Raw genomic sequence first — 22,322 nt, forward strand, 5'->3', positions numbered from 1 at the left:
GAAGCGGCGCAGGGGGTGCCTCATCTACCCGCCGATGTAACTCATCTCCACACGCCGGCCGCCTCCCGACTCATCGGGCGGCAGGCTGGCGCGCAGTTCGGAGTAGCGGTCGCTGCGGCCCTGCCAGATGGCGGCGATGGCGCTGGCGAGTTGTTCGTCAGACGCACCACCCCGCACCAGCGGCTTGAGATCGTGGCCCTGGTTGGCGAACAGGCACAGGTAGAGCTTGCCTTCGGTGGACAGGCGGGCGCGGTTGCCGTCGCTGCAAAAGGCCTGCGTGACGCTGCTGATCACGCCGATTTCACCCGCCTGCACATCGTGCTGGCCGTTCGCATCGGCATAGCCCCAGCGCTCGGCGGTCTCACCCGGCGCCGACGGTTCCAGCTGCACCAGCGGCAACTCGCGGTGGAGCATCTGCACCACCTCGGCGCTCGGCATCACTTCGTCCATGCGCCAGCCGTTGGTGGCGCCGACGTCCATGAATTCGATGAAGCGCAGCACGATGCCGGTGCCTTTGAAATGGCGCGCCATGGGCAGGATCTCATGCTCGTTGGTGCCGCGCTTGACCACCATGTTGACCTTGATCGGGCCCAGGCCCGCGGCCTGCGCGGCTTCGATGCCACGCAGCACGTCGGCCACCGGAAAGTCGACGTCGTTCATGGCACGGAAAACGGTGTCGTCCAGACCGTCCAGGCTGACCGTGACGCGCTGCAGCCCGGCGTCTTTGAGGGCCTGCGCCTTGCGTTCCAGCAGCGACCCGTTGGTGGTGAGCGTGATGTCCAGTGGCCGGCCTTCGACCGTGCGCAGCGCAGCGAGCTGAGCGATGAGGACTTCAAGGTTTTTCCGCAGCAGCGGCTCGCCGCCGGTGAGGCGGATCTTCTGCACGCCGTGGGCCACGAACTGGCGCGCCACGCGCGTGATCTCTTCAAAACTCAGCAGCGCGCTGTGCGGCAGGTAGGGGTAGTCCTTGTCGAAGACTTCCTTGGGCATGCAGTAGCTGCAACGGAAGTTGCAGCGGTCGGTGACGCTGATGCGCAGATCCCGCAGGGGGCGACCCAGGGTATCGCCCAGCAGGCCCGTGGCGGGAATGGCCTTTGACGGGACCGCCGCTGACAGCGTGGACATGCGGTGATCGACCAGGGGAATGACGCGTTCGGACATGCACTGATTATGGTGGACGCCGCGCGGGCGCTGGTGCTCAAGCCTTGCCGAAGCGGGGTTAAACCCGAGGCGCCCGTGGGCTCAGGCGGTACCGACGCGGGTGAAGAGGGCGGCGTTGTCGCGCAGCCAGTTTCCGGAGAGATCGCTGCTTTGTTGACTGGGGTGGAAATCGCGCCGGAAATACGCCCACCAGGGGCTGAAGCTCCGGCGCAGCAGACCTTCGCGACCGAGCATGTGGCGCCCCGCGCTGCGCCAGGTGCTCCAGCGCCAGAGCGTGCCGTCGCGCCGCAGGTTGTTGGCGGTCTGGCGCAGCGTGTCGGTGAGGAAAATGAGGGTTATGCGCCGCATCCATTTCACCCGCCAGGCGTGGCTGCCACCCAGCGCCTGGTAGAGGTCGAAGGCGGTGCATTTGTGTTCGGCTTCCTCGGCGCTGTGCCAGAGCCACAAGGCCTTGAGGCGGGGTTCGCAGCCATCCAGCAGGTGGTGGTGCGACAGCATCCATTCGGCGAAAAGGGCGGTGAAGTGTTCGTTGGCCGCGGTGATGGCGAGGCCATGGCGCGGGTCGGTGCCTTCGACCAGCCGCAGGCGCTCGCGCGCGCGCGGCTCCCAGTCGTTGACCAGACCGTGGCGTTCGATCTGCGTATTGAAGAGCGCGTGGATGCGGCGGTGGGTCGCTTCCTGGCCGATGAATCCCTGGACTTCGCCTTGGTAGCGGTCGCGTTGTTCCGGCGCCAGCGCCTGCAGACCGTTGCGCACCGAGTCAATGAAGAACTGTTCGCCGACCGGGAAACTCATGGACAAGGCGTTGAACCAGGCGGTCAGGAACGCATCGCCGCCACACCAGTGGCGGGCCACGGGTTGTTCCAGATCGATCAGCAGGCGGCGGACAATCAGCTCGGTCATGGGTGGTCACGGGGTGGCGGTACCTTTGGGTACCAAGGGTTTCAATGCTGCCTGTCAGGGTGCGTGCTGTCAAGCGGGAATCCGGGGAGAGAAGGGCAGGGCCTTGTCAGCCGCTGGACAAGTGGTGGGCCTAAGATGCCGTGCATGAAAGCGCCCATCATGGAAACCAGCGACACCACCATCGAGCAGCACGAACACCGGTCGCGCTTGCTCGAAGGGATGGCGAACGTGTCTGCCAGCAAGGGTTTTGCCGCCGCGACCATTGCCGACATCGTGCGCGAAGCAGGAGTCTCCAAGCGCACGTTCTACGAACACTTCGACGGCAAGGAAAGCTGCTTCCTGGCGCTGTACCGGCTCACCAGCGTATCGGCCCTGCGCACGCTGCGCGAAGCGGTCCAGCCCGATCGCCCCTGGCAGGACCAGGTGGAGCATGCGCTGGAGGTCTATTTCTCGCATCTGGCGGCGGGACCGGGGCTGGTCGGGACGCTGTTTGTACAGATCCACCACCTGGGTCCCGAAGGGCTCCGGGTCCGCCGCGAGGTGATGACGCAGTTTGCCGACTTTGTGCTGAAAACGGTCAACGGTGGGCCTGGTTCTGGCGGGGCACGGGTGAGCCCGGTGCTGACGCCCACGATGGCTCTCGCCGCGGTGGGGGGCATCAATGAACTGGTGATGCTGGCCATCGAGCGTGGGGAGGTCGACCGCCTTCAGCAACTGACACCCAGTGCGAGTGCGGTGGTGCGCCTGCTCACCCGGGCTGACGCAACATAGCTGTAGATGCAAAGTCCCGAAAACAACAAGGCCCGCCGAAGCGGGCCTTGAAGACTGTGATCAACCTCGCGGGTCAGGCCGCCATCGGCAGCAGCGGCACGATCAGCAGTGCCACGATGTTGATGATCTTGATCAGCGGGTTCACGGCCGGGCCGGCGGTGTCCTTGTAGGGATCGCCCACGGTGTCTCCGGTCACGGCCGCCTTGTGGGCTTCACTGCCCTTGCCACCGTGGTGGCCGTCTTCGATGTACTTCTTGGCGTTGTCCCAGGCGCCGCCGCCGGTGCACATGGAGATGGCCACGAACAGGCCGGTCACGATGGTGCCCATGAGCAGACCGCCCAGGGCCTGGGGACCGAGGAACACGCCCACCAGAATCGGCGCCACCACCGGCAGCAGCGAGGGAATCACCATTTCCTTGATGGCCGCGGTGGTCAGCATGTCGACCGCGCGGCCGTACTCGGGTTTGGCCGTGCCTTCCATGATGCCGGGGATCTCCTTGAACTGGCGGCGCACCTCGACCACCACCGCACCGGCGGCGCGGCCCACCGCCTCCATGGCCATGGCACCGAAGAGGTAGGGGATCATGCCGCCAATGAACAGGCCGACGATCACCATCGGGTTGCTCAGGTCGAAGCTGATCTGGTGGCCGTAGGTTTCCAGCTTGTGGGTGTAGTCGGCAAACAGCACCAGCGCGGCCAGACCGGCCGAGCCGATGGCGTAGCCCTTGGTCACGGCCTTGGTGGTGTTGCCCACCGCGTCCAGCGGGTCGGTCACGTCGCGCACGCTGCTGGGCAGCTCGGCCATTTCGGCGATGCCGCCAGCGTTGTCGGTGATGGGGCCGTAGGCGTCGAGTGCGACCACGATGCCGGCCATGCTCAGCATGGACGTGGCGGCGATGGCGATGCCGTACAAACCGGCCAGCGTGTAGGCCGCGATGATGGCGATACAGACACAGAGCACCGGCCAGGCGGTGGAGCGCATGGACACGCCCAGCCCGGCGATGATGTTGGTACCGTGGCCGGTGGTGGAGGCCTGGGCGATGTGTTTGACCGGTGAATACTGGGTGCCGGTGTAGAACTCGGTGATCCAGACCAGGGCCGCGGTCAGGATCAGGCCGACCGCGCAGGCGCCCCACAGGCGCAGCTGGCTGCCGCTGGTGCTGATGGCGTCGTCCGGCATGACCCAGGCGGTCACGAAGTAAAAGGCGATCAGCGAGAGCACACCGGCGATCGCCAGGCCCTTGTACAGTGCGGGCATCACGTTTTTCATGCCCGGGCTGGCCTTCACGAAGAAGCAGCCGATGATCGACGCGATGATCGATACGCCACCGAGCACCAGGGGGTAGAGCACGGCCTGCATCGGAGCCACCGTCACCATCAGGGCGCCCAGCACCATGGTGGCGATCAGCGTCACCGCATAGGTCTCGAACAGGTCGGCCGCCATGCCGGCGCAGTCGCCGACGTTGTCGCCCACGTTGTCGGCGATCACCGCCGGGTTGCGCGGGTCGTCTTCGGGGATGCCGGCTTCGACCTTGCCCACCAGATCGGCGCCCACGTCGGCGCCCTTGGTGAAGATGCCGCCGCCCAGACGGGCAAAGATGGAGATGAGCGAGGAGCCGAAGGCGAAGCCGATCAACGGATTCAGCAGGTTGGCCAGGTTCTTGTCGGGCGTCAGGTTGCCGTTGCCGACCAGGAACCAGAAGAAGCCGGCCACGCCCAGCAGACCCAGGCCCACCACCAGCATGCCGGTGATGGCACCGCCGCGGAAGGCCACGTCCAGCGCCGGGCCGATGCCCCGGGTGGCGGCCTGTGCCGTGCGCACGTTGGCCTTCACCGAGACGTTCATGCCGATGAAGCCGCAGGCACCCGAAAGCACCGCGCCGAGCACGAAGCCGATGGCGGTCGTGGTGTCGAGGAAGATACCGATGAGGATGGCCAGCACCACGCCCACGATGGCGATGGTCTTGTACTGTCGGGCGAGGTAGGCGGCAGCGCCGGTCTGGATGGCCCCGGCGATTTCCTGCATGCGGGCGTTGCCCGCGTCCTGAGAAAGAATCCAGCTTCGGGACCAGAAACCGTATGCCACGGCCACGAGCCCACACACCAGCGCAAAGATCAGCGCAGATTGTCCAACCATAGATTACTCCTGCTCATTCGTTTTGACTTGGAGGGGGCAACGCTTTGAGGGTGGCCCCCGCTGCGTTGCTTCCTCGTGTCCTTGTGCTACAGGTGGTGCAGCACGGCAGGGCGATTGGCCAACGGCTGGAATTTAGCGGGAATTGCTTCATTTGGGAAATGATATGGATCAGGAAGTAAGGCTGGGATCAGTAAAATCAGGGTAAATCCTGTCCATGCGCGCACCGTTTGCGCCCATCCGTTCAGGTTCCGTGCGCCATGCCTGTGCGCACGTGGCCGCTTCCGATTCATCAACTCTCAGAAAACCCCATGTCTCTCGACAACGTCACCCCTGGCAAGAATGTTCCCGAGTCGTTCAACGTGATCATCGAGATCCCGATGAACGCCGACCCGATCAAGTACGAAGTGGACAAGGAAACCGGCGCGATCTTCGTGGACCGTTTCATGAGCACCGCGATGCACTACCCGACCAACTACGGTTATGTGCCCAAGACCCTGTCGGGCGACGGCGACCCGGTGGACGTGCTGGTGATCACGCCCGTGCCGCTGATCCCCGGTGTGGTGGTGCCCTGCCGCGCCATCGGTATCCTGAAGATGACCGACGAAGCCGGCGAAGACGGCAAGGTGCTGGCCGTGCCGACCGACAAGATCCTGTCGCTCTACAGCCGCTGGCAAAAGCCGGATGACCTGAACCCGATGCGCCTGAAGGCCATCGAGCACTTCTTCGAGCACTACAAGGACCTGGAACCGGGCAAGTGGGTCAAGGTGCAGGGCTGGGAAGACAAGGCTTCCGCTCACAAGGAAATCCTGGACGGCATTGCTGCCTACAACGCCACCCAGGCCTGATCCCGTTGAAGACCCCGCCGCGAGGCGGTGTCTCCGAAAAAAAGCCTGCCAGAGCAATCTGGCAGGCTTTTTTGTGGGTTCGTGGTGGTGGGCGATCAGGACTGCGCCGCGTCAATGTCGCCGCGGTATTCGATCTTGCCGCGCACGCGGGCACGCGGGTGCATGTCGATCAGTTCGTCATAGCTGGCGTCGCCGATCAGCGTGGCCGAGCCGGTGATCTCCAGCGCCTTGCGCGCGATCACGGTGCCAATGACCTTGCCTTCGATGAACACGTAGTCCGCTTCCAGGCGCGTGTTTTCGATCACGCCCGTGGCGCCCACATGCAGCGTGCCGCCGGTTTCGAAGGTGATGTTGCCCTTGAGCTGGCCATCGACCTTGATGCCCTGGTCGCGCGTGGTGTGGAAGTTGCCGTCGAACACGGCGCCTTCGGCGATCAGACTGGTGATGGCCGAGAGGCGTTCGGCCGGAACGAGGCGGGTGGAAGCGGGATTGTTGTTCATGGGGTCAGGGCTCCTTGCTGTGCAACCAGTTTTCGGGTTTCAGATGGGGTTGGGTCGGGTTGGGCGTGTCGGGCTCGGCGGACACGGTGGTGGCGAGCTTGCTGCTGCTGGCCGGGGCTGCCCAGCGTGATTCGAAACGCAGGGCCACTGGCACGGGCAGTTCTTCGCCCTCCGGGCTGAACAGGACGGCTTCTGGTCCGGCAGATGACGGAGGCGGCGTCGTCGCGGGTAGGGGCGCGGACTCGTGCACAGGTGGGGCGGCCGGTGGCGGGCTGGCAGCGGGTTTCTGGAAGATGGTCCGGGGATCCAGCGGCTTCCCCATGTCCGGCAGCACCCCCAGCCAGAGCCAGGCGCCCAGGCCGAAGACCAGCAGAGCCGGCATCAGGTAACGCACAGTCACCCAGACCAGCCAGCGCAGCCACACGCGACGGCGCGCGACCCAGCGATCGCGCCGCCAGCTCGCCTGCAACACCGCGCGGCGCAAGGTCTCGGCGTCCGGTACGGGCGCGGTTTGCGGAATCAGGCGGATTTGTGGAGGTCGGCGCCACAGCATGGAAAACCGTCAGGCCCCCGGCTTCTGGATCGCCACACGCTCCAGCGTGGCATTGAGGTCGGCGCCGTTGACCTGGATGCGCCCATAGCGCACCAGACCGTGCACGCTGGCGGTGTCGTGCAGGGCCACTTCACCCTGACCGGAGTCCAGGATGCCATCGGTGTGGCCCATGACCGATATTTTCTGTGCGGTGATGTCGCCCTTGACGCGACCGGTTTCGGTCACGACGACCGCCACCGTGGCGTCGGGGGCCTGCGTCAGGTTGCCTTCCACCAGACCGGCCACGCTGCAGGGGCCGCGCAGCAGTGCGTTGCCCACAAAGTGCATGCCTTCGGCCACCATGCTGCGCGCCGGGTTTGTTTCAAAGGCCTCACCAGCAACACCCGGCAGGGACATGGGCTGCAGCAAGGGCAGGTGGCTGGGCTGGCTCGGTGGCATGGCGTTGCCGACGTCCACTTCCAGCGTCTGGCCACTGTCCACGGGGCCGTTGCCGGGTTCGTCGTAACCCTGGCTGGCATCGGGTGTCTGGTGGTTGTCGTTCATGTGGTTGTTTTCCATGTCTTGTTCCAGATGGCGGTCGGGGTTCTGATAACGATGGGCTTTCAGGGGCGGCATGGTGGCGGACTCGGGCGGTTCAACGGGGGTCGGTGAGCACATCGTGCAGCACCGGCAGGTTGTCGCCGAGTTTGAGCGTCTTGAACGGCCCCTGCAAGTCAGCGCCTTCATAGAGCTGCAGGCGTCTGGCCAGCAGCGTGCCCGTGGACACGGCGGTCTTGGACACATAGGCCATGCCAGTGCATTCCAGGCTGGTGTCTTGTGGGCTGGCACCGGTGTCACCCAGTTGTCCGAACAGGTAGAGATCACCGAGCACCTTCACACGCCCACGCACCACGCCCCCGGCCCAGACGATCAGCCGGCCATTGATCCGGATATGTCCCGAAATTTCACCCTGCACCAGCAGGCCGCCTTCGAACTGGAGTTCGCCGCTGAGCTGGCTCCCCGCCGCCACGCGGCTGACCACGTTCATCGCGATCGGATCGAGGGTGAGGGTGTCTTGCGGGGTCTTCAGCTCCATGGCGTCACTCCCCAGAAAACGAGGGAGCCCGCCAACGACAGCAGGCCAAGAACTCCGATCCACAAGGCGTGGCGTTCCAGCTGGCGCCACAGCCGGCCGGGCCGCGAACGGGATTGACCCACCGGATCGCAGGCATGGCTGAGCACGATCCAATCCTGCCAGACGCGGGTCAGGCGGCTTTCGCCGGTGGTCGGGTTGATTTCAAGACCCTGACTCTCACCAGCCACCGGCTGAATACGACGGCCGAGCAAGACCGTGAAGGGCGCGCCCACAATGGTCTGGGTGAAAAAGGCGTCGGCTTCGTCCATGCGGGGTGAGAGTAAAAGTTGTGTAACTAAATGCTGCAAACGACGGCGACCACGGGGCGCTTCGGTGTGAAACACAGCATGGCTCGCGGTCTTTCATCCGCATTCATTTGCTATTGTGGAGCAAGGCTGGGTCCGGTGATGCGGCTGTTCCCTTGAGAGGGCTGCGTTGGGACAGGTGTTCGAGGTATTGCCCGATGCCATCGCCCTCGCGCTGCAGGAACCGCTCCACGGCATCGGCGAAGGCGGGATGGGCCAGCCAATGTGCGCTGGTGGTGCGAACCGGCAACAGGGCGCGCGCCATTTTGTGTTCGCCCTGGGCGCCGCCCTCGAAGCGCTGGAAACCGTGTTCGATGCACCAGGCCAGGGGCTGGTAGTAGCAGGCCTCGAAGTGCAGGCAATCGACCCGCTCCAGGGCACCCCAATACCGACCGTAGGCCACGCCGTGCGCTGCGTCGATGCCGATCAGGCTGGCGGCCACCGGCCGGCCCTCGCGTTCGGCCACGAACAGCAGCCAGCTTTCGGGCGCCGAGTGGGCCAGGCGGTGGAAGAAGTCGCGATTCAGATACGGCGCATTGCCGTGTTCGAGGTAGGTGCGCTCGTAGCAGCGGTAGAAGAAATCCCAGTCCTGCGAGCCGATGTCGGCACCTCGGGACCAGCGGAACGTCACTCCGGCTTCGGCCACCTTGCGCCGCTCCTGCCGGATTTTCTTGCGCTTCTCCTGCTGCAGGCTGGCCAGGAAGTGGTTGAAGTCGCGAAAGACCGTTTCGCCGCCGGGCTGTGAAGCCGCGACCCGGTTTTCCCAGTGGAATTGCACCGTGTGGCGCAGCATCATGCCTGCCGCCTCGCAAGCCGCCACGTCCTGTGGCTGCGCGAACAGCAGGTGCAGTGAAGACAGGTCTTCGTCCCGCGCGTGTTGCAGCAGCGCTTGCACGAGCGCTGCACGCGCAGCGGGATCGCGCGCCAGCAGCCGGGCGCCGGGCACCGGCGTGAACGGCACCGCCACCAGCGCCTTGGGGTAGTAGGACAGGCCGTGCTGTTCGTAGGCGTTGGCCCAGGCCCAGTCGAACACGTATTCGCCATAGGAATGCTGCTTCAGGTACATCGGGCAGGCGGCGTGCAGCGTGTCGCCCACCCACAGCGTGACGAACCGGGCTTGCCAGCCGGTCGCTGCGGTGGCGCAGCCACTGGCCTGCAGCGCAGCGAGGTAGTCGTGGCGCATGAACGGACTCGGGTCTGACTCCAGTGCCAGCAGGGCGTCCCAGTCGGACGCCGGCAAGTCGAGCGGCGAGTTCAGGACCCGGGTGACATAATCAAATTTCGCCATGTCAGCGACCTGCAGAGTCTTGTCTGCAGGGCCGTGAAGTCCTCGCCGCCCGGCGCCGGGGGCTTCTGTCCAATACCCCGTTTCCCGCAAGTTTTTCCGATTCCATGACGCTCAAAATCTGTGTGGCCCAGTTGAATTTTGTGGTGGGTGACATGGCGGGCAATGCCCGAAAAATCATCGATGCCGCGCGCGATGCCCATGCCCGCGGCATCGGCCTGCTGCTCACGCCCGAACTGGCTTTGTGTGGTTATGCGGCCGAAGACCTGTTCCTGCGGCCCGCGTTCATCGACGCCTGCGATGATGCCCTGAAAACCGTGGCCGGGGAGACCGCAGCGCTCAAAGGCCTGCACATCGTGGTGGGGCATCCGGTGCGGGTGCCTGGCCTCGCGGGCGAGGAGCGCCGCGAGCGCAGTGTTTCGGTGGCGAGCCTGTACAACGCCGCCAGCGTGCTGTGCGACGGCCAGGTGGTGCACCGCTACGCCAAACGCGAACTGCCCAACTACCAGGTGTTTGATGAACGCCGCTATTTCGTGCCAGGCGACGAGGTTGGCGTGTTCGAGGTGACGGATGCGGAAGGTGACCGCGTGCGCGTGGGACTGCTGATCTGCGAGGACGCCTGGTTTGATGCGCCGGCCGCCGATGCCCGCGCCGCGGGCGCCGAACTGCTGGTGGTGATCAACGCCTCGCCGTTCCACACCGGCAAAGGCAACGAGCGCGAAGGCACCATGCACGAACGTGTGCAGGCCACCGGTGTGCCTCTGGTGTATGCGCACCTGGTGGGCGGGCAGGACGAGATCGTGTTCGAGGGCCGGAGTTTTGTGCTGTCGGCCGATGGCAGCCTGGCGGGTCGCGCCATCAGTTTTGAAGAGACCTTGTTCGACATCGCCTTCAGCCGCGAACTGGCCGGCTGGTCCATTGAGGCCAGCACCGACCGGGCGCACAGCCTGGAGGCCGATCTCTGGCACGCGCTGGTGCTCGGCGTGCGCGACTACCTGGGCAAGAACGGCTTTCCCGGTGCCATCCTGGGCCTCTCGGGGGGCATCGACTCAGCGCTGGTGCTGGCCATCGCTGTTGACGCGTTGGGCAAGGACCGCGTGCGCACCGTCATGATGCCCTCGCCGTACACCGCCGACATTTCCTGGATCGACGCGCGCGACATGGCCGAACGCCTGGGTGTGCGCCATGACGAAATCGCCATCGCGCCCGAGTTCGAAGCTTTCAAAGCCTCGCTCGCCCCGCTGTTCGAGGGCCGCCCCGAGGACACGACCGAAGAAAACCTGCAGGCGCGCATCCGCGGCACGCTGCTCATGGCCATGTCCAACAAATTCGGCAGCATCGTGCTGACCACAGGCAACAAGAGCGAGATGGCCACCGGCTACTGCACGCTCTACGGCGACATGGCGGGCGGCTTCGCGGTCATCAAGGACGTGGCCAAGACCATGGTGTTTCGCCTGGCGCACTGGCGCAACCTGCACGATCCCTATGGCACCGGCGCCAACCCGATCCCCGAGCGCATCATCACCCGCCCGCCCAGCGCCGAGCTGCGGGCCGACCAGAAGGACCAGGACAGCCTGCCCGAATACGAGGTGCTCGATGCCATCATCGCGCGCTACATGGAGAACGACCAGAGTCCGGCCAGCATCGTGGCCGACGGGTACGATGCGGCCGATGTTGACAAGGTGGTGCGCCTGATCCGCATCAACGAGTACAAGCGCCGCCAGGCGCCGGTGGGCATCCGCGTCACGCACCGCAGCTTCGGCAAGGACTGGCGTTACCCGATCACCAGCAAGTACCGCGCCTGATGTGCGGCTTTGTCCTTCACGCCCTGCGGGTGTGAAGGCCTTGGGCATAATCAAAAGCCATCGATACCCGACCCGCCCAGGAGACCCCCATGAAGCAGATCACCGCCGTCATCAAACCGTTCAAGCTCGAAGAGGTGCGCGAGGCGCTGGCCGAACAGGGCGTGACCGGCTTGACCGTGACCGAGGTGAAGGGCTTTGGACGCCAGAAGGGCCACACCGAGCTGTACCGCGGAGCCGAATACGTGGTCGACTTCCTGCCCAAGGTGAAGCTGGAAGTGGTTGTGAAGACCGATGATGTCGAGCGCTGTGTGGACGCCATCGTCCGCGCAGCGCGCACCGGCAAGATCGGGGATGGCAAGATTTTCGTCACCTCGGTGGAGCGTGTGGTGCGCATCCGAACCGGCGAAGAGGACGAAACGGCCGTCTGACGGCGGTTCAGATCGCTTCGAGCTGCGCGGCCGGCGCCAGGCCGGCGTCCTGCACCAGGCCTGGCAGAAGACGTTGCAGGTCCGTGTCCATGCGGATCAGGTCCATCTGCCAGCTGCCCATGAACTGCTGCTCGACGGTGCCGCGCAGGAACTGCATCAGGCCATCGTAGTAGCCGGCCACATTGAGCAGTCCCACGGGCTTGTCGTGGTAACCGAGCTGGCGCCAGGTCCAGACCTCGAAGAACTCCTCGAACGTTCCAATGCCGCCCGGCAGGGCCAGGAAGGCATCTGCATGTTCGGCCATCAGACGTTTGCGCTCGTGCATGGTTTCCACCACATGCAGCTCGGTGCAGGCGCGGTTCGCCCATTCCTTGTCAACCAGCGCCTTCGGGATGACCCCGATGACGCGTCCGCCCGCATCCAGCGTGGCCTGCGCGACGGTGCCCATGAGCCCATTGCAGCCCCCGCCGTAGACCAGTTGTCCGCCACGGCGGCCGATCCACTCGCCCACTGCCCGTGCCGCTTCGATGAATTCGGGTTGGCTGCCGGGGCGGGAGCCGCAGTACACGCAGAGGGAGAAATGGGGGTCGTTCATGGCTTGTGGCTTATTGGAAAGGGGATCAGTTCAGAACCGTCCAGAGCGCTGCGCTCCAGACGCTGGCGCACATCACCAAGCTCAGCAGCACGGCGGCACTGCCCATGTCTTTGGCGCGTTTGGACAGGTCGTGCCACTCCGGACCGATGCGGTCGATGGCGGTTTCGATGCCGGTGTTGAGCAGTTCCACCACCATCACCAGCACCACCGAGCCGGCCAGCAGGGCGACCTCGACCCAGTTGCGACCCAACCAGAACGCCAGCGGCACCAGTGCCATGGCCGCGAGGGCCTCCTGGCGGAAGGCCGTTTCGTGCCAGCCTGCACGCAGACCCGCCATGGAATAGCCGAAGGCGTGCCACATGCGGGCCAGGCCGGTGCGCTGCTTCTGTGCGTTGGTGGGTTCGCGGTGTGTTGTGTCGGTCATGTTTCAGGTGTATCCGCTGAGCAGTGGCTTCCGCGATGCCTCAGGCGACTTTCTTTTGGACCTTGACGGGCTGGGGCGGTTTGAAATGAACCAGGCGTGTGCCCGCCAGTGCGTCGTGCAGGAACTGCCGCTGGGGATGGAAACGCGAGAGCACGGCCCAGATGGCCACCCAGCCGATCACGATCACCGTCAGTTCGCCACCGGGCAGACTGAACGCGCCACCCACGGCCAGCGGTGGCAGGAACCACAGCCAGGACAGCACATAACGTCCCAGCGCGCGCGCTTGCGTGATCGGTCGGCCTCGCCGGTCCACCACGCGGATGTTCCAGGTCTTCATGGCCAGCGTCTGCCCTTTTGCCCAGAACCAGGTGAAGTAGATGCCGAACACCACGAACAGAAAGGCCTGTTGCATGTGGCGGTTGTCCAGCGCGTGCCGGGTCTGCGTCAGTGTGGAAAACAGATAACCCGCGATGAACACCACGCCGAACATCAGCATGCCCTCGTAGAGCCAGCAGGCCATGCGGCGCGCGATCGGTGGGGCGGTGAGGGCACCTGCGGTGGGCGCGAAAGAGGCAGCTTCGGTCATTTTTTGTGATCAGGACGGGCTCTGGATTGTCGCATTGCGGCCCATGCCGACCGGTTTCGTTCCCAGGCACGCGACGCCGGCTGGCGCAATGGCTTGTTGCAGTGCGATAATGTCAGGCTGCAATTCAAAAAGGCAAACGGGTCAAGGTCCGGCGGGGTATGTGTCCGCTCATGTCCATTGGCCTCAAGTCCTGACACCGCTTCACAAGAGTGGGTGGAGGGGCACCCAAGGTATTTCGTCAGAGAAATTCTCGAAAGGTTCATCATGGAAATCAACAAGGCCGAACTGGCCTCCGCTGCCGCCGCCCATGGCGCAGCCACCCAAGAACTCCGCGGCGCCGAAATCCTCGTCAAGGCCCTCCAGGCCGAAGGCGTGAAGTACATCTGGGGCTATCCCGGTGGTGCGGTGCTGCACATCTACGACGCGTTCTACAAGCAGGACACCATCCAGCACGTGCTGGTGCGGCACGAGCAGGCCGCTGTGCACGCCGCCGATGGCTATGCACGCGCCACGGGCGATGTGGGCGTGTCCCTGGTCACTTCGGGCCCTGGCCTGACCAATGCCGTGACCGGCATCGCCACCGCCTACATGGACAGCATCCCGATGGTGATCATCGCTGGCCAGGTGCCCACGGCCGCGATCGGTCTCGATGCCTTCCAGGAGTGCGACACCGTCGGCATCACGCGCCCCATCGTCAAGCACAACTTCCTGGTGAAGGATGTGCGCGACCTGGCCATGGTGATGAAGAAGGCCTTTCACATCGCGCGCACCGGCCGTCCCGGCCCCGTGGTGGTGGACATCCCGAAGGACGTGTCCTTCAACAAGACCGCCTTCGCCGGCTACCCCGAGTCGGTGGCGATGCGCTCGTACAACCCGGTGCGCAAGGGCCATGGCGGCCAGATCCGCAAGGCCCTGCAACTGCTGCTGGCCGCCAAGCGCCCGTACATCTACACCGGTGGTGGCGTGCTGCTGGGCAATGCGGTGCAGGAACTGCGCACGCTGGTTGATCTGCTGGGTTATCCGGTGACGAACACGCTGATGGGTCTGGGTGCTTATCCCGCCAGTGACCGCAAGTTCCTGGGCATGCTGGGCATGCACGGCACGGTGGAAGCCAACAACGCGATGCAGAATTGCGACGTGCTGCTGGCCGTCGGCGCGCGCTTTGATGACCGCGTGATCGGCAACCCCAAGCACTTTGCGCAGAACGAACGCAAGATCATCCACATCGACATCGATCCTTCGAGCATCTCCAAGCGCGTGAAGGTGGACATTCCGATCGTCGGCGACGTGAAGGACGTGCTGACCGAGCTGATCAACATGGTGCGCGAAACCAGCACCCGGGCCGATGAAAAGGCGCTGGCGGGCTGGTGGGAAGCCATCGAGGGCTGGCGTTCGACGGACTGCCTCAAGTACGACCGCGGCAACAAGGACGTGATCAAGCCGCAGTATGTGGTGGAAACGCTCTGGAACATGACCAAAGACGCCGATGCCTACATCACGTCCGACGTCGGCCAGCACCAGATGTGGGCCGCACAGTACTACAAGTTCAACGAGCCGCGCCGCTGGATCAACTCCGGTGGTCTGGGCACCATGGGCGTCGGCATTCCCTACGCCATGGGCATCAAGCTGGCCAAGCCCGAGAGCGAAGTGTTCTGCGTCACCGGTGAAGGTTCGGTGCAGATGTGCATCCAGGAGCTCTCGACCTGCCTGCAGTACAACACGCCGATCAAGATTGTGGCGCTGAACAACCGTTACCTCGGCATGGTGCGCCAGTGGCAGGAACTCGACTACGAGGGCCGCTACAGCCACAGCTACATGGACGCGCTGCCCAACTTCGTCAAGCTCGCCGAGGCTTACGGCCACGTCGGCATGCTGATCGAGCGCCCGCAGGACGTGGAAGGTGCGCTGCGCGAGGCGCGCAAGCTCAAGGACCGCACGGTCTTCATGGACTTCCGCACCGACCCGACGGAAAACGTCTTCCCTATGGTGCGTGCCGGCAAGGGCATCACCGAGATGACGCTGGGCGCCGAAGACCTCTGAGCTTTTCACCCTGCCGCTTGATGGCGGCAGCCATTCGACGAATCTATTTGCAGCCAAGCCTGCGCATTACCGTGCGCAGGGGAGGGCTCAGAAAAGAGGAATCTCATTCATGAAACACATCATCGCTGTCCTGCTCGAAAACGAACCCGGTGCGCTCTCGCGCGTGGTGGGCCTGTTCTCGGCCCGTGGTTACAACATCGAATCCCTCACCGTGGCCCCCACGGAAGATCCCAGCCTCTCGCGCATGACGATCCAGACCACCGGGTCGGACGACGTGATCGAGCAGATCACCAAACACCTGAACCGGCTGATCGAAGTCGTGAAGGTGGTGGACCTGACCGAAGGCGCTTACACCGAGCGTGAACTCATGCTGGTGAAGGTGCGCGCTGTGGGCAAGGAGCGCGAGGAAATGAAGCGCATGGCCGACATCTTCCGTGGCCGCGTCATCGACGTGACGGAGAAGAGCTACACCATCGAACTCACGGGTGACCAGGGCAAGAACGACGCTTTTCTGGAAGCCATTGACCGTGCGGCCATTCTGGAAACGGTTCGCACCGGTTCATGCGGTATCGGCCGGGGTGAGAGAATCCTGCGCGTTTGACCTTTTTCAGGGCTCAGCCATTTGCCCGTTCGGGCTGAGCCTGTCGAAGCCCCCGTCCACCGGATGGGGGTCCCGAGAGCCCTTCGACAGGCTCGCGAAGAACGGCAACACACCTCAAATCCATTGGAGCAAAAGATGAAAGTTTTCTACGACAAAGACTGTGACCTTTCCCTGATCAAGGGCAAGACCGTGGCCATCATCGGCTACGGCTCGCAGGGCCACGCCCACGCACAAAACCTGAACGACAGCGGCGTGAAGGTCGTGGTCGGCCTGCGCAAGGGCGGTGCCTCGTGGGACAAGGTCGGCAAAGCCGGCCTGACCGTGATGGAAGTCAACGACGCCGTCAAGGCCGCTGACGTGGTCATGATCCTGCTGCCCGACGAGCAGATCGGCGAGGTCTACACCAACAACGTGGCCCCCAACATCAAGGCCGGCGCTTCGCTGGTGTTCGCCCATGGCTTCAACGTGCACTACAACCAGGTCGTGCCCCGTGCCGATCTGGACGTGTGGATGGTCGCGCCCAAGGCCCCCGGCCACACCGTGCGCAACACCTACACCCAGGGCGGCGGCGTGCCCCACCTGATCGCCATCCACCAGGACAAGAGCGGCAAGGCCCGTGACCTGGCCCTGAGCTACGCCATGGCCAACGGTGGCGGCAAGGCCGGCATCATCGAGACCAACTTCAAGGAAGAGACCGAGACCGACCTGTTCGGCGAGCAGGCCGTGTTGTGCGGTGGCGCCGTCGAGCTGATCAAGATGGGTTACGAGACCCTGGTCGAGGCCGGCTACGCCCCAGAGATGGCTTACTTCGAATGCCTGCACGAGCTCAAGCTCATCGTCGACCTGATCTACGAAGGCGGCATTGCCAACATGAACTACTCGATCTCCAACAACGCGGAGTTCGGTGAGTACGTGACCGGTCCTGAGGTGATCAACGAAGAGTCGCGCAAAGCCATGCGCAATGCTTTGAAGCGCATCCAGAACGGCGACTACGCCAAGATGTTCATCCAGGAAGGTCGCCTGAACTACCCAAGCATGACCGCCCGCCGCCGCAACACCGCCGATCACCAGATCGAAGTGGTGGGTGCCCAGCTGCGCGCCATGATGCCCTGGATCGCCAAGAACAAGCTGGTCGACCAAACCCGCAACTGATACCCCCACATTCCACCGCTGCGCGGGTCGCTGCCCCCCGAGGGGTCTGATCCGCCTTGGGGTGGCCCGGCGGCGGACCGCCTCGGGCCGGTTATCGCAAAGGCCACTTCGGTGGCCTTTGTGGTTTCTGGGGCCCATGCACTGGCTTACACTGCCAGCCTGCGCCCTGTGCGCTTCATTGCGGCCGCGGCCGAGAACACGACATGCACGACGGATCCGATCCTCTGAACGACCCCAGCGCCGACATGCCCAGGCGCCGCAAGGGCATCTATATGTTGCCCAACATGATCACGCTGGCCGCGCTGTTCGGCGGCTTCTACGCCATCGTCATGGCCATGAACGGGCGCTTCGATCTGGCCACCGTGGGCATTTTTGCGGCCATGGTGCTGGACAGCCTCGACGGCCGCGTGGCGCGCATGACCCACACACAAAGTGCCTTCGGCGAGCAGATGGACTCGTTGTCCGACATGGTGTCCTTTGGTGCCGCGCCAGGGCTGGTGGCGTATGTCTGGGTGCTCAAGGACATCGGGCGCTGGGGCTGGATCGCCGCCTTCGTTTATTGCGCCTGTGCGGCGCTGCGTCTGGCGCGCTTCAACGTCAACACCGGCGTGGTGGACAAACGCTATTTCCAGGGCTTGCCCTCTCCCGCAGCGGCCGCTCTGGTGGCCGGGTTCATCTGGCTGGCGACCGAGCTGGAGCTCGAACGGGCCGATCTGGCATGGCCCGTGTTTGCGCTGACGCTGTACTCGGGTCTGACGATGGTGACCAATGTGCCGTTCTACAGTTTCAAGGACCTGAGCCTCAAGAAGAGCGTGCCGTTCGCAGCCATCGTGCTGGTGGCGCTCGGCATTGCGGTGATCAACATCCATCCGCCGACCGTGCTTTTCGGGCTGTTTGTGGTTTATGGACTGTCGGGCTATGCGATGTACTTCTGGCGCAAGGCCAAGGGACGCCCGACCAGTGTCATCAGCACCTCCACCGACGAGCCCGACGAGCGCGGCCTGCACGAATAAGACCAGCACATGGTGCCCATGGTTTTCCTCCATGCGGAATGCCCGGCCTTTGTGATACATTGCCATTCATGAAACAAGTTTCGCTTTCGCTACTACTGGGTGTCCGACACGGGCAGGTCTGGTAACGCGAGAGTGATTTCCAACAACGGCCCGTTTGCACCCGCAGCGGGCCGTTTTGTTTTGGACTGCGGGTTTTTTCAAGCGCTGCCCACGAGGCAACCCACCGGAGAATCACATGACGGACAAGCTCATCATTTTTGACACCACCTTGCGTGACGGCGAGCAGTCGCCCGGCGCGTCCATGACCAAGGACGAGAAACTGCGCATCGCACGCCAGCTGGAGCGCCTTCGAGTGGATGTGATCGAAGCCGGTTTTGCAGCCAGCTCCAATGGTGACTTCGATTGTGTGCAGGCCATTGCCAACACTATCAAGGATTCCACGGTGTGTTCTCTGGCCCGCGCCAACGACCGCGACATTGCCCGTGCGGCCGAAGCGCTCAAGGATGCCAACAGCGCCCGCATCCACACTTTCATCGCGACCAGCCCGCTGCACATGGAGAAGAAGCTGCGCATGACGCCCGAGCAGGTTCTGGAGCAAGCCATCCAGTCGGTGCGTTTTGCCCGCAACCTGTGTGCAGACATCGAGTTCAGCCCTGAAGACGGCTACCGCAGCGACCCGGATTTTCTCTGCCGTGTGCTCGAAGCGGTGATCAAGGAAGGCGCCACCACGCTCAACATCCCGGACACCGTGGGTTACGCGATTCCCGAGCTGTATGGCGAGTTCATCCGCAGTCTGCGTGAACGCGTGCCCAACTCCGACAAAGCCATCTGGTCCGTGCACTGCCACAACGATCTGGGCATGGCTGTGGCCAATTCGCTGGCAGGCGTGAAGATCGGTGGTGCCCGCCAGGTCGAGTGCACCATCAACGGCCTGGGTGAGCGCGCCGGCAACTGCTCACTGGAGGAGGTCGTGATGGCGGTGCGCACCCGCCGCGACTACTTCAACCTTGATGTGGGCGTGGACACCACGCAGATCGTGCCGGCCAGCCGCATGGTCAGCCAGACCACTGGCTTCGTGGTGCAGCCCAACAAGGCGGTGGTGGGGGCGAACGCCTTTGCCCACGCCAGCGGCATCCACCAGGACGGCGTCCTGAAGGCGCGCGACACCTACGAAATCATGCGCGCCGAGGACGTGGGCTGGGCCGCCAACAAGATCGTGCTGGGCAAGCTGAGCGGGCGCAATGCGTTCAAGCAGCGCCTGCAGGACCTCGGCATCGAGATGGCGTCGGAGAGCGAGATCAACACCGCTTTCGCCGCCTTCAAGGAACTGGCCGACCGCAAGAGCGAGATCTTCGACGAAGACATCCTTGCGCTGTGCAGTGACGAGAGCGTGACGGCAGAAAAAGAGCGATACGGGCTGGTTTCCCTCTCGCAACGCAGCGAAACGGGGGAGCGGCCGCATGCCGAGGTGGTGTTCAGCATCGCCGGCAAGGAGTACCAAGGGGTGGCGGACGGCAATGGGCCGGTCGACGCTTCGCTGAAAGCCATCGAGAGCCACGTCAAGAGCGGGGCCGAGCTGGTGCTGTATTCGGTCAATGCCATCACGAGTGGTTCGACCGAAAGTCAGGGTGAAGTGACGGTGCGTCTGCAGCACGGCGGACGGGTGGTCAATGGTGTCGGAGCCGACCCGGACATCGTTGTGGCATCGGCCAAGGCCTATCTGAGCGCTCTCAACAAGCTTGAAAGCAAGGCAGACAAGGTTGCTGCGCAGGGTTAAAACCAATGGAATCAAGGGCTTGTAACAGAACTTGGTGATTTGCGTGGAACAGATGCCAAAAGTAGCACCTGTTCCACAGTTCACTGAAGAAGATGTTGCAAGTTTTTGATATTGCTAGTTTTTTTTACTTCTCATATACTCCGCTCCAGCACAACCCTCTGGCTGGAGTGGAGCGATGACCAATTTCCCAAACTGCTTTCAGAAAACCTTGCAGATTGCCGTCTGTACGGTGCTGGCTGCCGCAATGCTCATGCCCATGAGTGGTCAGGCTGCTTCTGAACGGAAGCAGTCTGGCAAGAGCAAGAAGCCGGTGGCGGCCAAGGTGGTTGAACGCAAGAAGGCCACCTTCCGCAAGACGGCTGTGGCCAAGGCGCCTCGCAAGTCGGTGGTGGCGACCAAGGGCAAACGTTTGAGTCGTGAAGATGCACGCCGGGTCCAGCGCCTGGAAGCGCGCCGACTGGCCAAGAAGCCGGTAATGAGGGCGGCAGCAAAATCCTCCCGTCTCGCCCAGAACAAAAATGGCAACCTCAAGCTCGCGGTACACCAGCGCTCAACGAGCTCAGGGGCCATTCGCGTGGCGAGAGAGCCCGGGCTGTCGACCGGTGAGCGCCTGGGCTTGCGATCCCTGAACGATCCGCTTGACCTGAATTCCAGTGTGGCTTTGGTGATGGACCAGGACACTGGTGAGGTCCTGTTCAGCAAGAACGATTCCGCCGTGTTGCCGATCGCATCGCTCACCAAGCTGATGACAGGTCTGGTGATTGCGGATGCTCAGTTGCCCATGGACGAGATGATCACCATTACCCAGGATGACGTGGACACCCACAAATGGAGCCGTTCACGTCTGGCGGTTGGAACACGGCTGAGCCGTGGCGAGCTGATGCATCTGGCGCTGATGTCCAGCGAAAACCGGGCGGCCCATGCCCTTGGGCGTACCTATCCGGGTGGGCTCGCGCATTTTGTGGGCCTGATGAACGCCAAGGCCAGAGATCTGGGCATGATGGACACGCGTTACGTCGAGCCCACCGGATTGATGAGCCAGAACCAGTCCAGTGCCCGTGATCTGGCCACGTTGGTTTCGGTGGCCTATGAGCGCCCGATTCTGCGCGACCTGTCCACCTCGCCCAGCCACCTGCTGGAGCTGGGCAATCGCACCCTGCAGTTCAACAACTCGAACCGCCTGATCCGCAACCCCGAATGGGACATCGGTCTGCAGAAAACCGGCTACATATCGGAAGCCGGGCGTTGTCTGGTGATGCAAGCCAAGGTGAGTGGCCGCAAGCTCATCATGGTCTTCCTGGATTCGGCTGGCAAGGTCGGTCGGGCGCAGGACGCGGAACGGGTACGCCACTGGGTTGAGGCCCTGGGCAGCCAGCGACCTCTGATCAGACCGCAAGGCTGACCTGCGCAGCCAGCCAAAAAAAGGGATCCCGCAAAGGATCCCTTTTTTTTATAGATGGATGGGTCAGCGGGTACTGTCGTTGCCAGCTGTTGCCTTCGGACACCCCAGAGAAACCGAGATGTCGGCTGCGGTTGCGCGCAGCTTCGGGACCCAGCTTTCGTCGATGCGGTCGGCAGGCGCCGAAATTGACAGCCCGGCCACCAGTTTGCATTGGTCGTCGTAGATGCCCGCCGCCATGCAGCGCACGCCGAGTTCCAGTTCTTCATTGTCCCTGGCCAGTCCCGCCTGGCGACACTGGGTGAGCTCACGCTCCAGAGTAGCCAGCTGCGTCAGGCTGTTGCGCGTGTTGCCGGCCAGGCCGGTGCGCGCAGCGTAGGCGCGCACGCGCTGGGGATCATCTGCCGCCAGGAAGAGTTTGCCCACTGATGTGAGGTGCAGAGGCGCACGGCCGCCGATGGCGCGCACGACCTGCATGCCAGAGCGTTCGCTGTAGGCGCGCTCCACGTAAACGATTTCATCGCCCTGGCGCACGCTCAGGTTGACCGGTTGCTGGATCAGTTTGTGCAACTCACGCATGGGGGCGAGCGCCGCGTCGCGCACGCTCAGGCGCGCCTTGACCAGGTTGCCCAGCTCCAGCAGACGCATGCCGAGGCGGTAGCTGCCCGCCTCGGGCCGGTCGACAAACCGGCCGATGGTGAGGTCGTTGAGGATGCGGTGGGCCGTGGACGGATGCAGGCCGGTTTTTTCACTGATGTCCTTGAGCGAAACGGGTTCTTCGCGCGAGGCGAGCACTTCGAGGAGGTTGAACATGCGCTCAATCACCTGGACGGTTGGCGTGCTGGGGAGGGAGTCTGAACGTTTGGTCATGGCTGCAAGAAGTTGACCCATATTTTACAAGATGAAATTGTGTCGCATGCCTGTGCGA

The 22,322-nt window shown here is 63.7% G+C and carries 23 protein-coding genes; 10 read left to right on the top strand and 13 right to left on the bottom strand.

Annotation, left to right across the window (positions count from 1 at the left end):
• Window positions 1-24 precede the first annotated feature (24 nt).
• Together moaA and AC23D4_RS02545 are read right to left on the bottom strand one after the other, a co-directional pair.
• Window positions 25-1,161, bottom strand: coding sequence for a GTP 3',8-cyclase MoaA (gene moaA, locus AC23D4_RS02540; RefSeq protein ID WP_472887282.1), 1,137 nt, complete (start codon window positions 1,159-1,161; stop codon window positions 25-27).
• Between the two features lie 81 nt (window positions 1,162-1,242).
• Entirely contained in the window at window positions 1,243-2,064 is an 822-nt protein-coding gene (locus AC23D4_RS02545; RefSeq protein WP_472887281.1) for a metal-dependent hydrolase, read from the bottom strand.
• Window positions 2,065-2,208: 144 nt separating this feature from the next.
• On the opposite strand from AC23D4_RS02545, the gene AC23D4_RS02550 reads away from it, so the two are divergent.
• Window positions 2,209-2,835, top strand: coding sequence for a TetR/AcrR family transcriptional regulator (locus AC23D4_RS02550; RefSeq protein WP_472887280.1), 627 nt, complete (start codon window positions 2,209-2,211; stop codon window positions 2,833-2,835).
• A gap of 73 nt (window positions 2,836-2,908) precedes the next feature.
• Here the strand turns inward: AC23D4_RS02550 and AC23D4_RS02555 are convergent, their stop codons facing one another.
• Window positions 2,909-4,972 carry a sodium-translocating pyrophosphatase gene (locus AC23D4_RS02555; RefSeq protein ID WP_472887279.1) on the bottom strand — a complete coding sequence of 688 codons (2,064 nt, stop codon included), beginning with the start codon at window positions 4,970-4,972 and terminating at the stop codon, window positions 2,909-2,911.
• A 308-nt stretch (window positions 4,973-5,280) separates the two neighbouring features.
• On the opposite strand from AC23D4_RS02555, the gene ppa reads away from it, so the two are divergent.
• Window positions 5,281-5,817, top strand: a complete 537-nt coding sequence (gene ppa, locus AC23D4_RS02560; protein ID WP_472887278.1) for an inorganic diphosphatase — start codon at window positions 5,281-5,283, stop codon at window positions 5,815-5,817.
• 95 nt (window positions 5,818-5,912) lie between these two features.
• Here ppa and AC23D4_RS02565 read toward each other — a convergent pair whose 3' ends face one another.
• The 6 genes from AC23D4_RS02565 to AC23D4_RS02590 form a co-directional block, all read right to left on the bottom strand.
• Window positions 5,913-6,317 carry a bactofilin family protein gene (locus tag AC23D4_RS02565; RefSeq protein WP_472887277.1) on the bottom strand — a complete coding sequence of 135 codons (405 nt, stop codon included), beginning with the start codon at window positions 6,315-6,317 and terminating at the stop codon, window positions 5,913-5,915.
• A 4-nt stretch (window positions 6,318-6,321) separates the two neighbouring features.
• On the bottom strand, window positions 6,322-6,870 hold the full coding sequence (locus AC23D4_RS02570) for a hypothetical protein (RefSeq protein ID WP_472887276.1): 549 nt from the start codon (window positions 6,868-6,870) through the stop codon (window positions 6,322-6,324).
• Between the two features lie 9 nt (window positions 6,871-6,879).
• Entirely contained in the window at window positions 6,880-7,428 is a 549-nt protein-coding gene (locus AC23D4_RS02575; RefSeq protein WP_472887275.1) for a bactofilin family protein, read from the bottom strand.
• Between the two features lie 76 nt (window positions 7,429-7,504).
• Entirely contained in the window at window positions 7,505-7,945 is a 441-nt protein-coding gene (locus AC23D4_RS02580) for a bactofilin family protein (RefSeq protein WP_472887274.1), read from the bottom strand.
• Window positions 7,936-8,253, bottom strand: a complete 318-nt coding sequence (locus AC23D4_RS02585) for a hypothetical protein (protein WP_472887273.1) — start codon at window positions 8,251-8,253, stop codon at window positions 7,936-7,938. Before AC23D4_RS02585 ends, AC23D4_RS02580 begins: the two co-directional genes overlap by 10 nt.
• A gap of 103 nt (window positions 8,254-8,356) precedes the next feature.
• Entirely contained in the window at window positions 8,357-9,577 is a 1,221-nt protein-coding gene (locus tag AC23D4_RS02590; protein WP_472887272.1) for a GNAT family N-acetyltransferase, read from the bottom strand.
• A gap of 104 nt (window positions 9,578-9,681) precedes the next feature.
• Here AC23D4_RS02590 and AC23D4_RS02595 point away from each other — a divergent pair, with 104 nt between their 5' ends.
• On the top strand, window positions 9,682-11,379 hold the full coding sequence (locus AC23D4_RS02595) for an NAD+ synthase (protein ID WP_472887271.1): 1,698 nt from the start codon (window positions 9,682-9,684) through the stop codon (window positions 11,377-11,379).
• Window positions 11,380-11,468: 89 nt separating this feature from the next.
• On the top strand, window positions 11,469-11,807 hold the full coding sequence (locus tag AC23D4_RS02600) for a P-II family nitrogen regulator (RefSeq protein WP_305362559.1): 339 nt from the start codon (window positions 11,469-11,471) through the stop codon (window positions 11,805-11,807).
• A gap of 7 nt (window positions 11,808-11,814) precedes the next feature.
• Here the strand turns inward: AC23D4_RS02600 and AC23D4_RS02605 are convergent, their stop codons facing one another.
• Genes AC23D4_RS02605 through AC23D4_RS02615 form a run of 3 tightly spaced genes read right to left on the bottom strand, consistent with a single transcriptional unit; the run spans window position 11,815 to window position 13,412 of the window.
• Entirely contained in the window at window positions 11,815-12,402 is a 588-nt protein-coding gene (locus tag AC23D4_RS02605; RefSeq protein WP_472887270.1) for an LOG family protein, read from the bottom strand.
• Between the two features lie 25 nt (window positions 12,403-12,427).
• A complete protein-coding gene (locus AC23D4_RS02610) occupies window positions 12,428-12,826 on the bottom strand; it encodes a diacylglycerol kinase (RefSeq protein WP_472887269.1) in 399 nt (132 codons plus the stop codon).
• Between the two features lie 40 nt (window positions 12,827-12,866).
• Window positions 12,867-13,412 carry an RDD family protein gene (locus AC23D4_RS02615; protein ID WP_472887268.1) on the bottom strand — a complete coding sequence of 182 codons (546 nt, stop codon included), beginning with the start codon at window positions 13,410-13,412 and terminating at the stop codon, window positions 12,867-12,869.
• A 264-nt stretch (window positions 13,413-13,676) separates the two neighbouring features.
• On the opposite strand from AC23D4_RS02615, the gene AC23D4_RS02620 reads away from it, so the two are divergent.
• The 6 genes from AC23D4_RS02620 (at window position 13,677) to AC23D4_RS02645 (ending at window position 21,397) form a co-directional block, all read left to right on the top strand.
• Entirely contained in the window at window positions 13,677-15,452 is a 1,776-nt protein-coding gene (locus AC23D4_RS02620) for an acetolactate synthase 3 catalytic subunit (protein WP_472887267.1), read from the top strand.
• Window positions 15,453-15,561: 109 nt separating this feature from the next.
• Window positions 15,562-16,053, top strand: coding sequence for an acetolactate synthase small subunit (gene ilvN, locus AC23D4_RS02625; RefSeq protein WP_068168656.1), 492 nt, complete (start codon window positions 15,562-15,564; stop codon window positions 16,051-16,053).
• A gap of 135 nt (window positions 16,054-16,188) precedes the next feature.
• Window positions 16,189-17,205, top strand: a complete 1,017-nt coding sequence (ilvC, locus tag AC23D4_RS02630) for a ketol-acid reductoisomerase (protein ID WP_472887266.1) — start codon at window positions 16,189-16,191, stop codon at window positions 17,203-17,205.
• A gap of 203 nt (window positions 17,206-17,408) precedes the next feature.
• Window positions 17,409-18,218 (top strand): CDP-diacylglycerol--serine O-phosphatidyltransferase, encoded by an 810-nt coding sequence (pssA, locus tag AC23D4_RS02635; protein WP_472887265.1) that lies wholly within the window; start codon window positions 17,409-17,411, stop codon window positions 18,216-18,218.
• Between the two features lie 235 nt (window positions 18,219-18,453).
• On the top strand, window positions 18,454-19,995 hold the full coding sequence (locus AC23D4_RS02640; RefSeq protein ID WP_472887264.1) for a 2-isopropylmalate synthase: 1,542 nt from the start codon (window positions 18,454-18,456) through the stop codon (window positions 19,993-19,995).
• Between the two features lie 175 nt (window positions 19,996-20,170).
• Window positions 20,171-21,397, top strand: coding sequence for a D-alanyl-D-alanine carboxypeptidase family protein (locus AC23D4_RS02645; protein WP_472887263.1), 1,227 nt, complete (start codon window positions 20,171-20,173; stop codon window positions 21,395-21,397).
• A 63-nt stretch (window positions 21,398-21,460) separates the two neighbouring features.
• Here AC23D4_RS02645 and AC23D4_RS02650 read toward each other — a convergent pair whose 3' ends face one another.
• A complete protein-coding gene (locus AC23D4_RS02650) occupies window positions 21,461-22,264 on the bottom strand; it encodes an IclR family transcriptional regulator (RefSeq protein ID WP_472887262.1) in 804 nt (267 codons plus the stop codon).
• Window positions 22,265-22,322: the final 58 nt, after the last annotated feature.

Source organism: Hydrogenophaga sp. L76, from assembly GCF_057654755.1.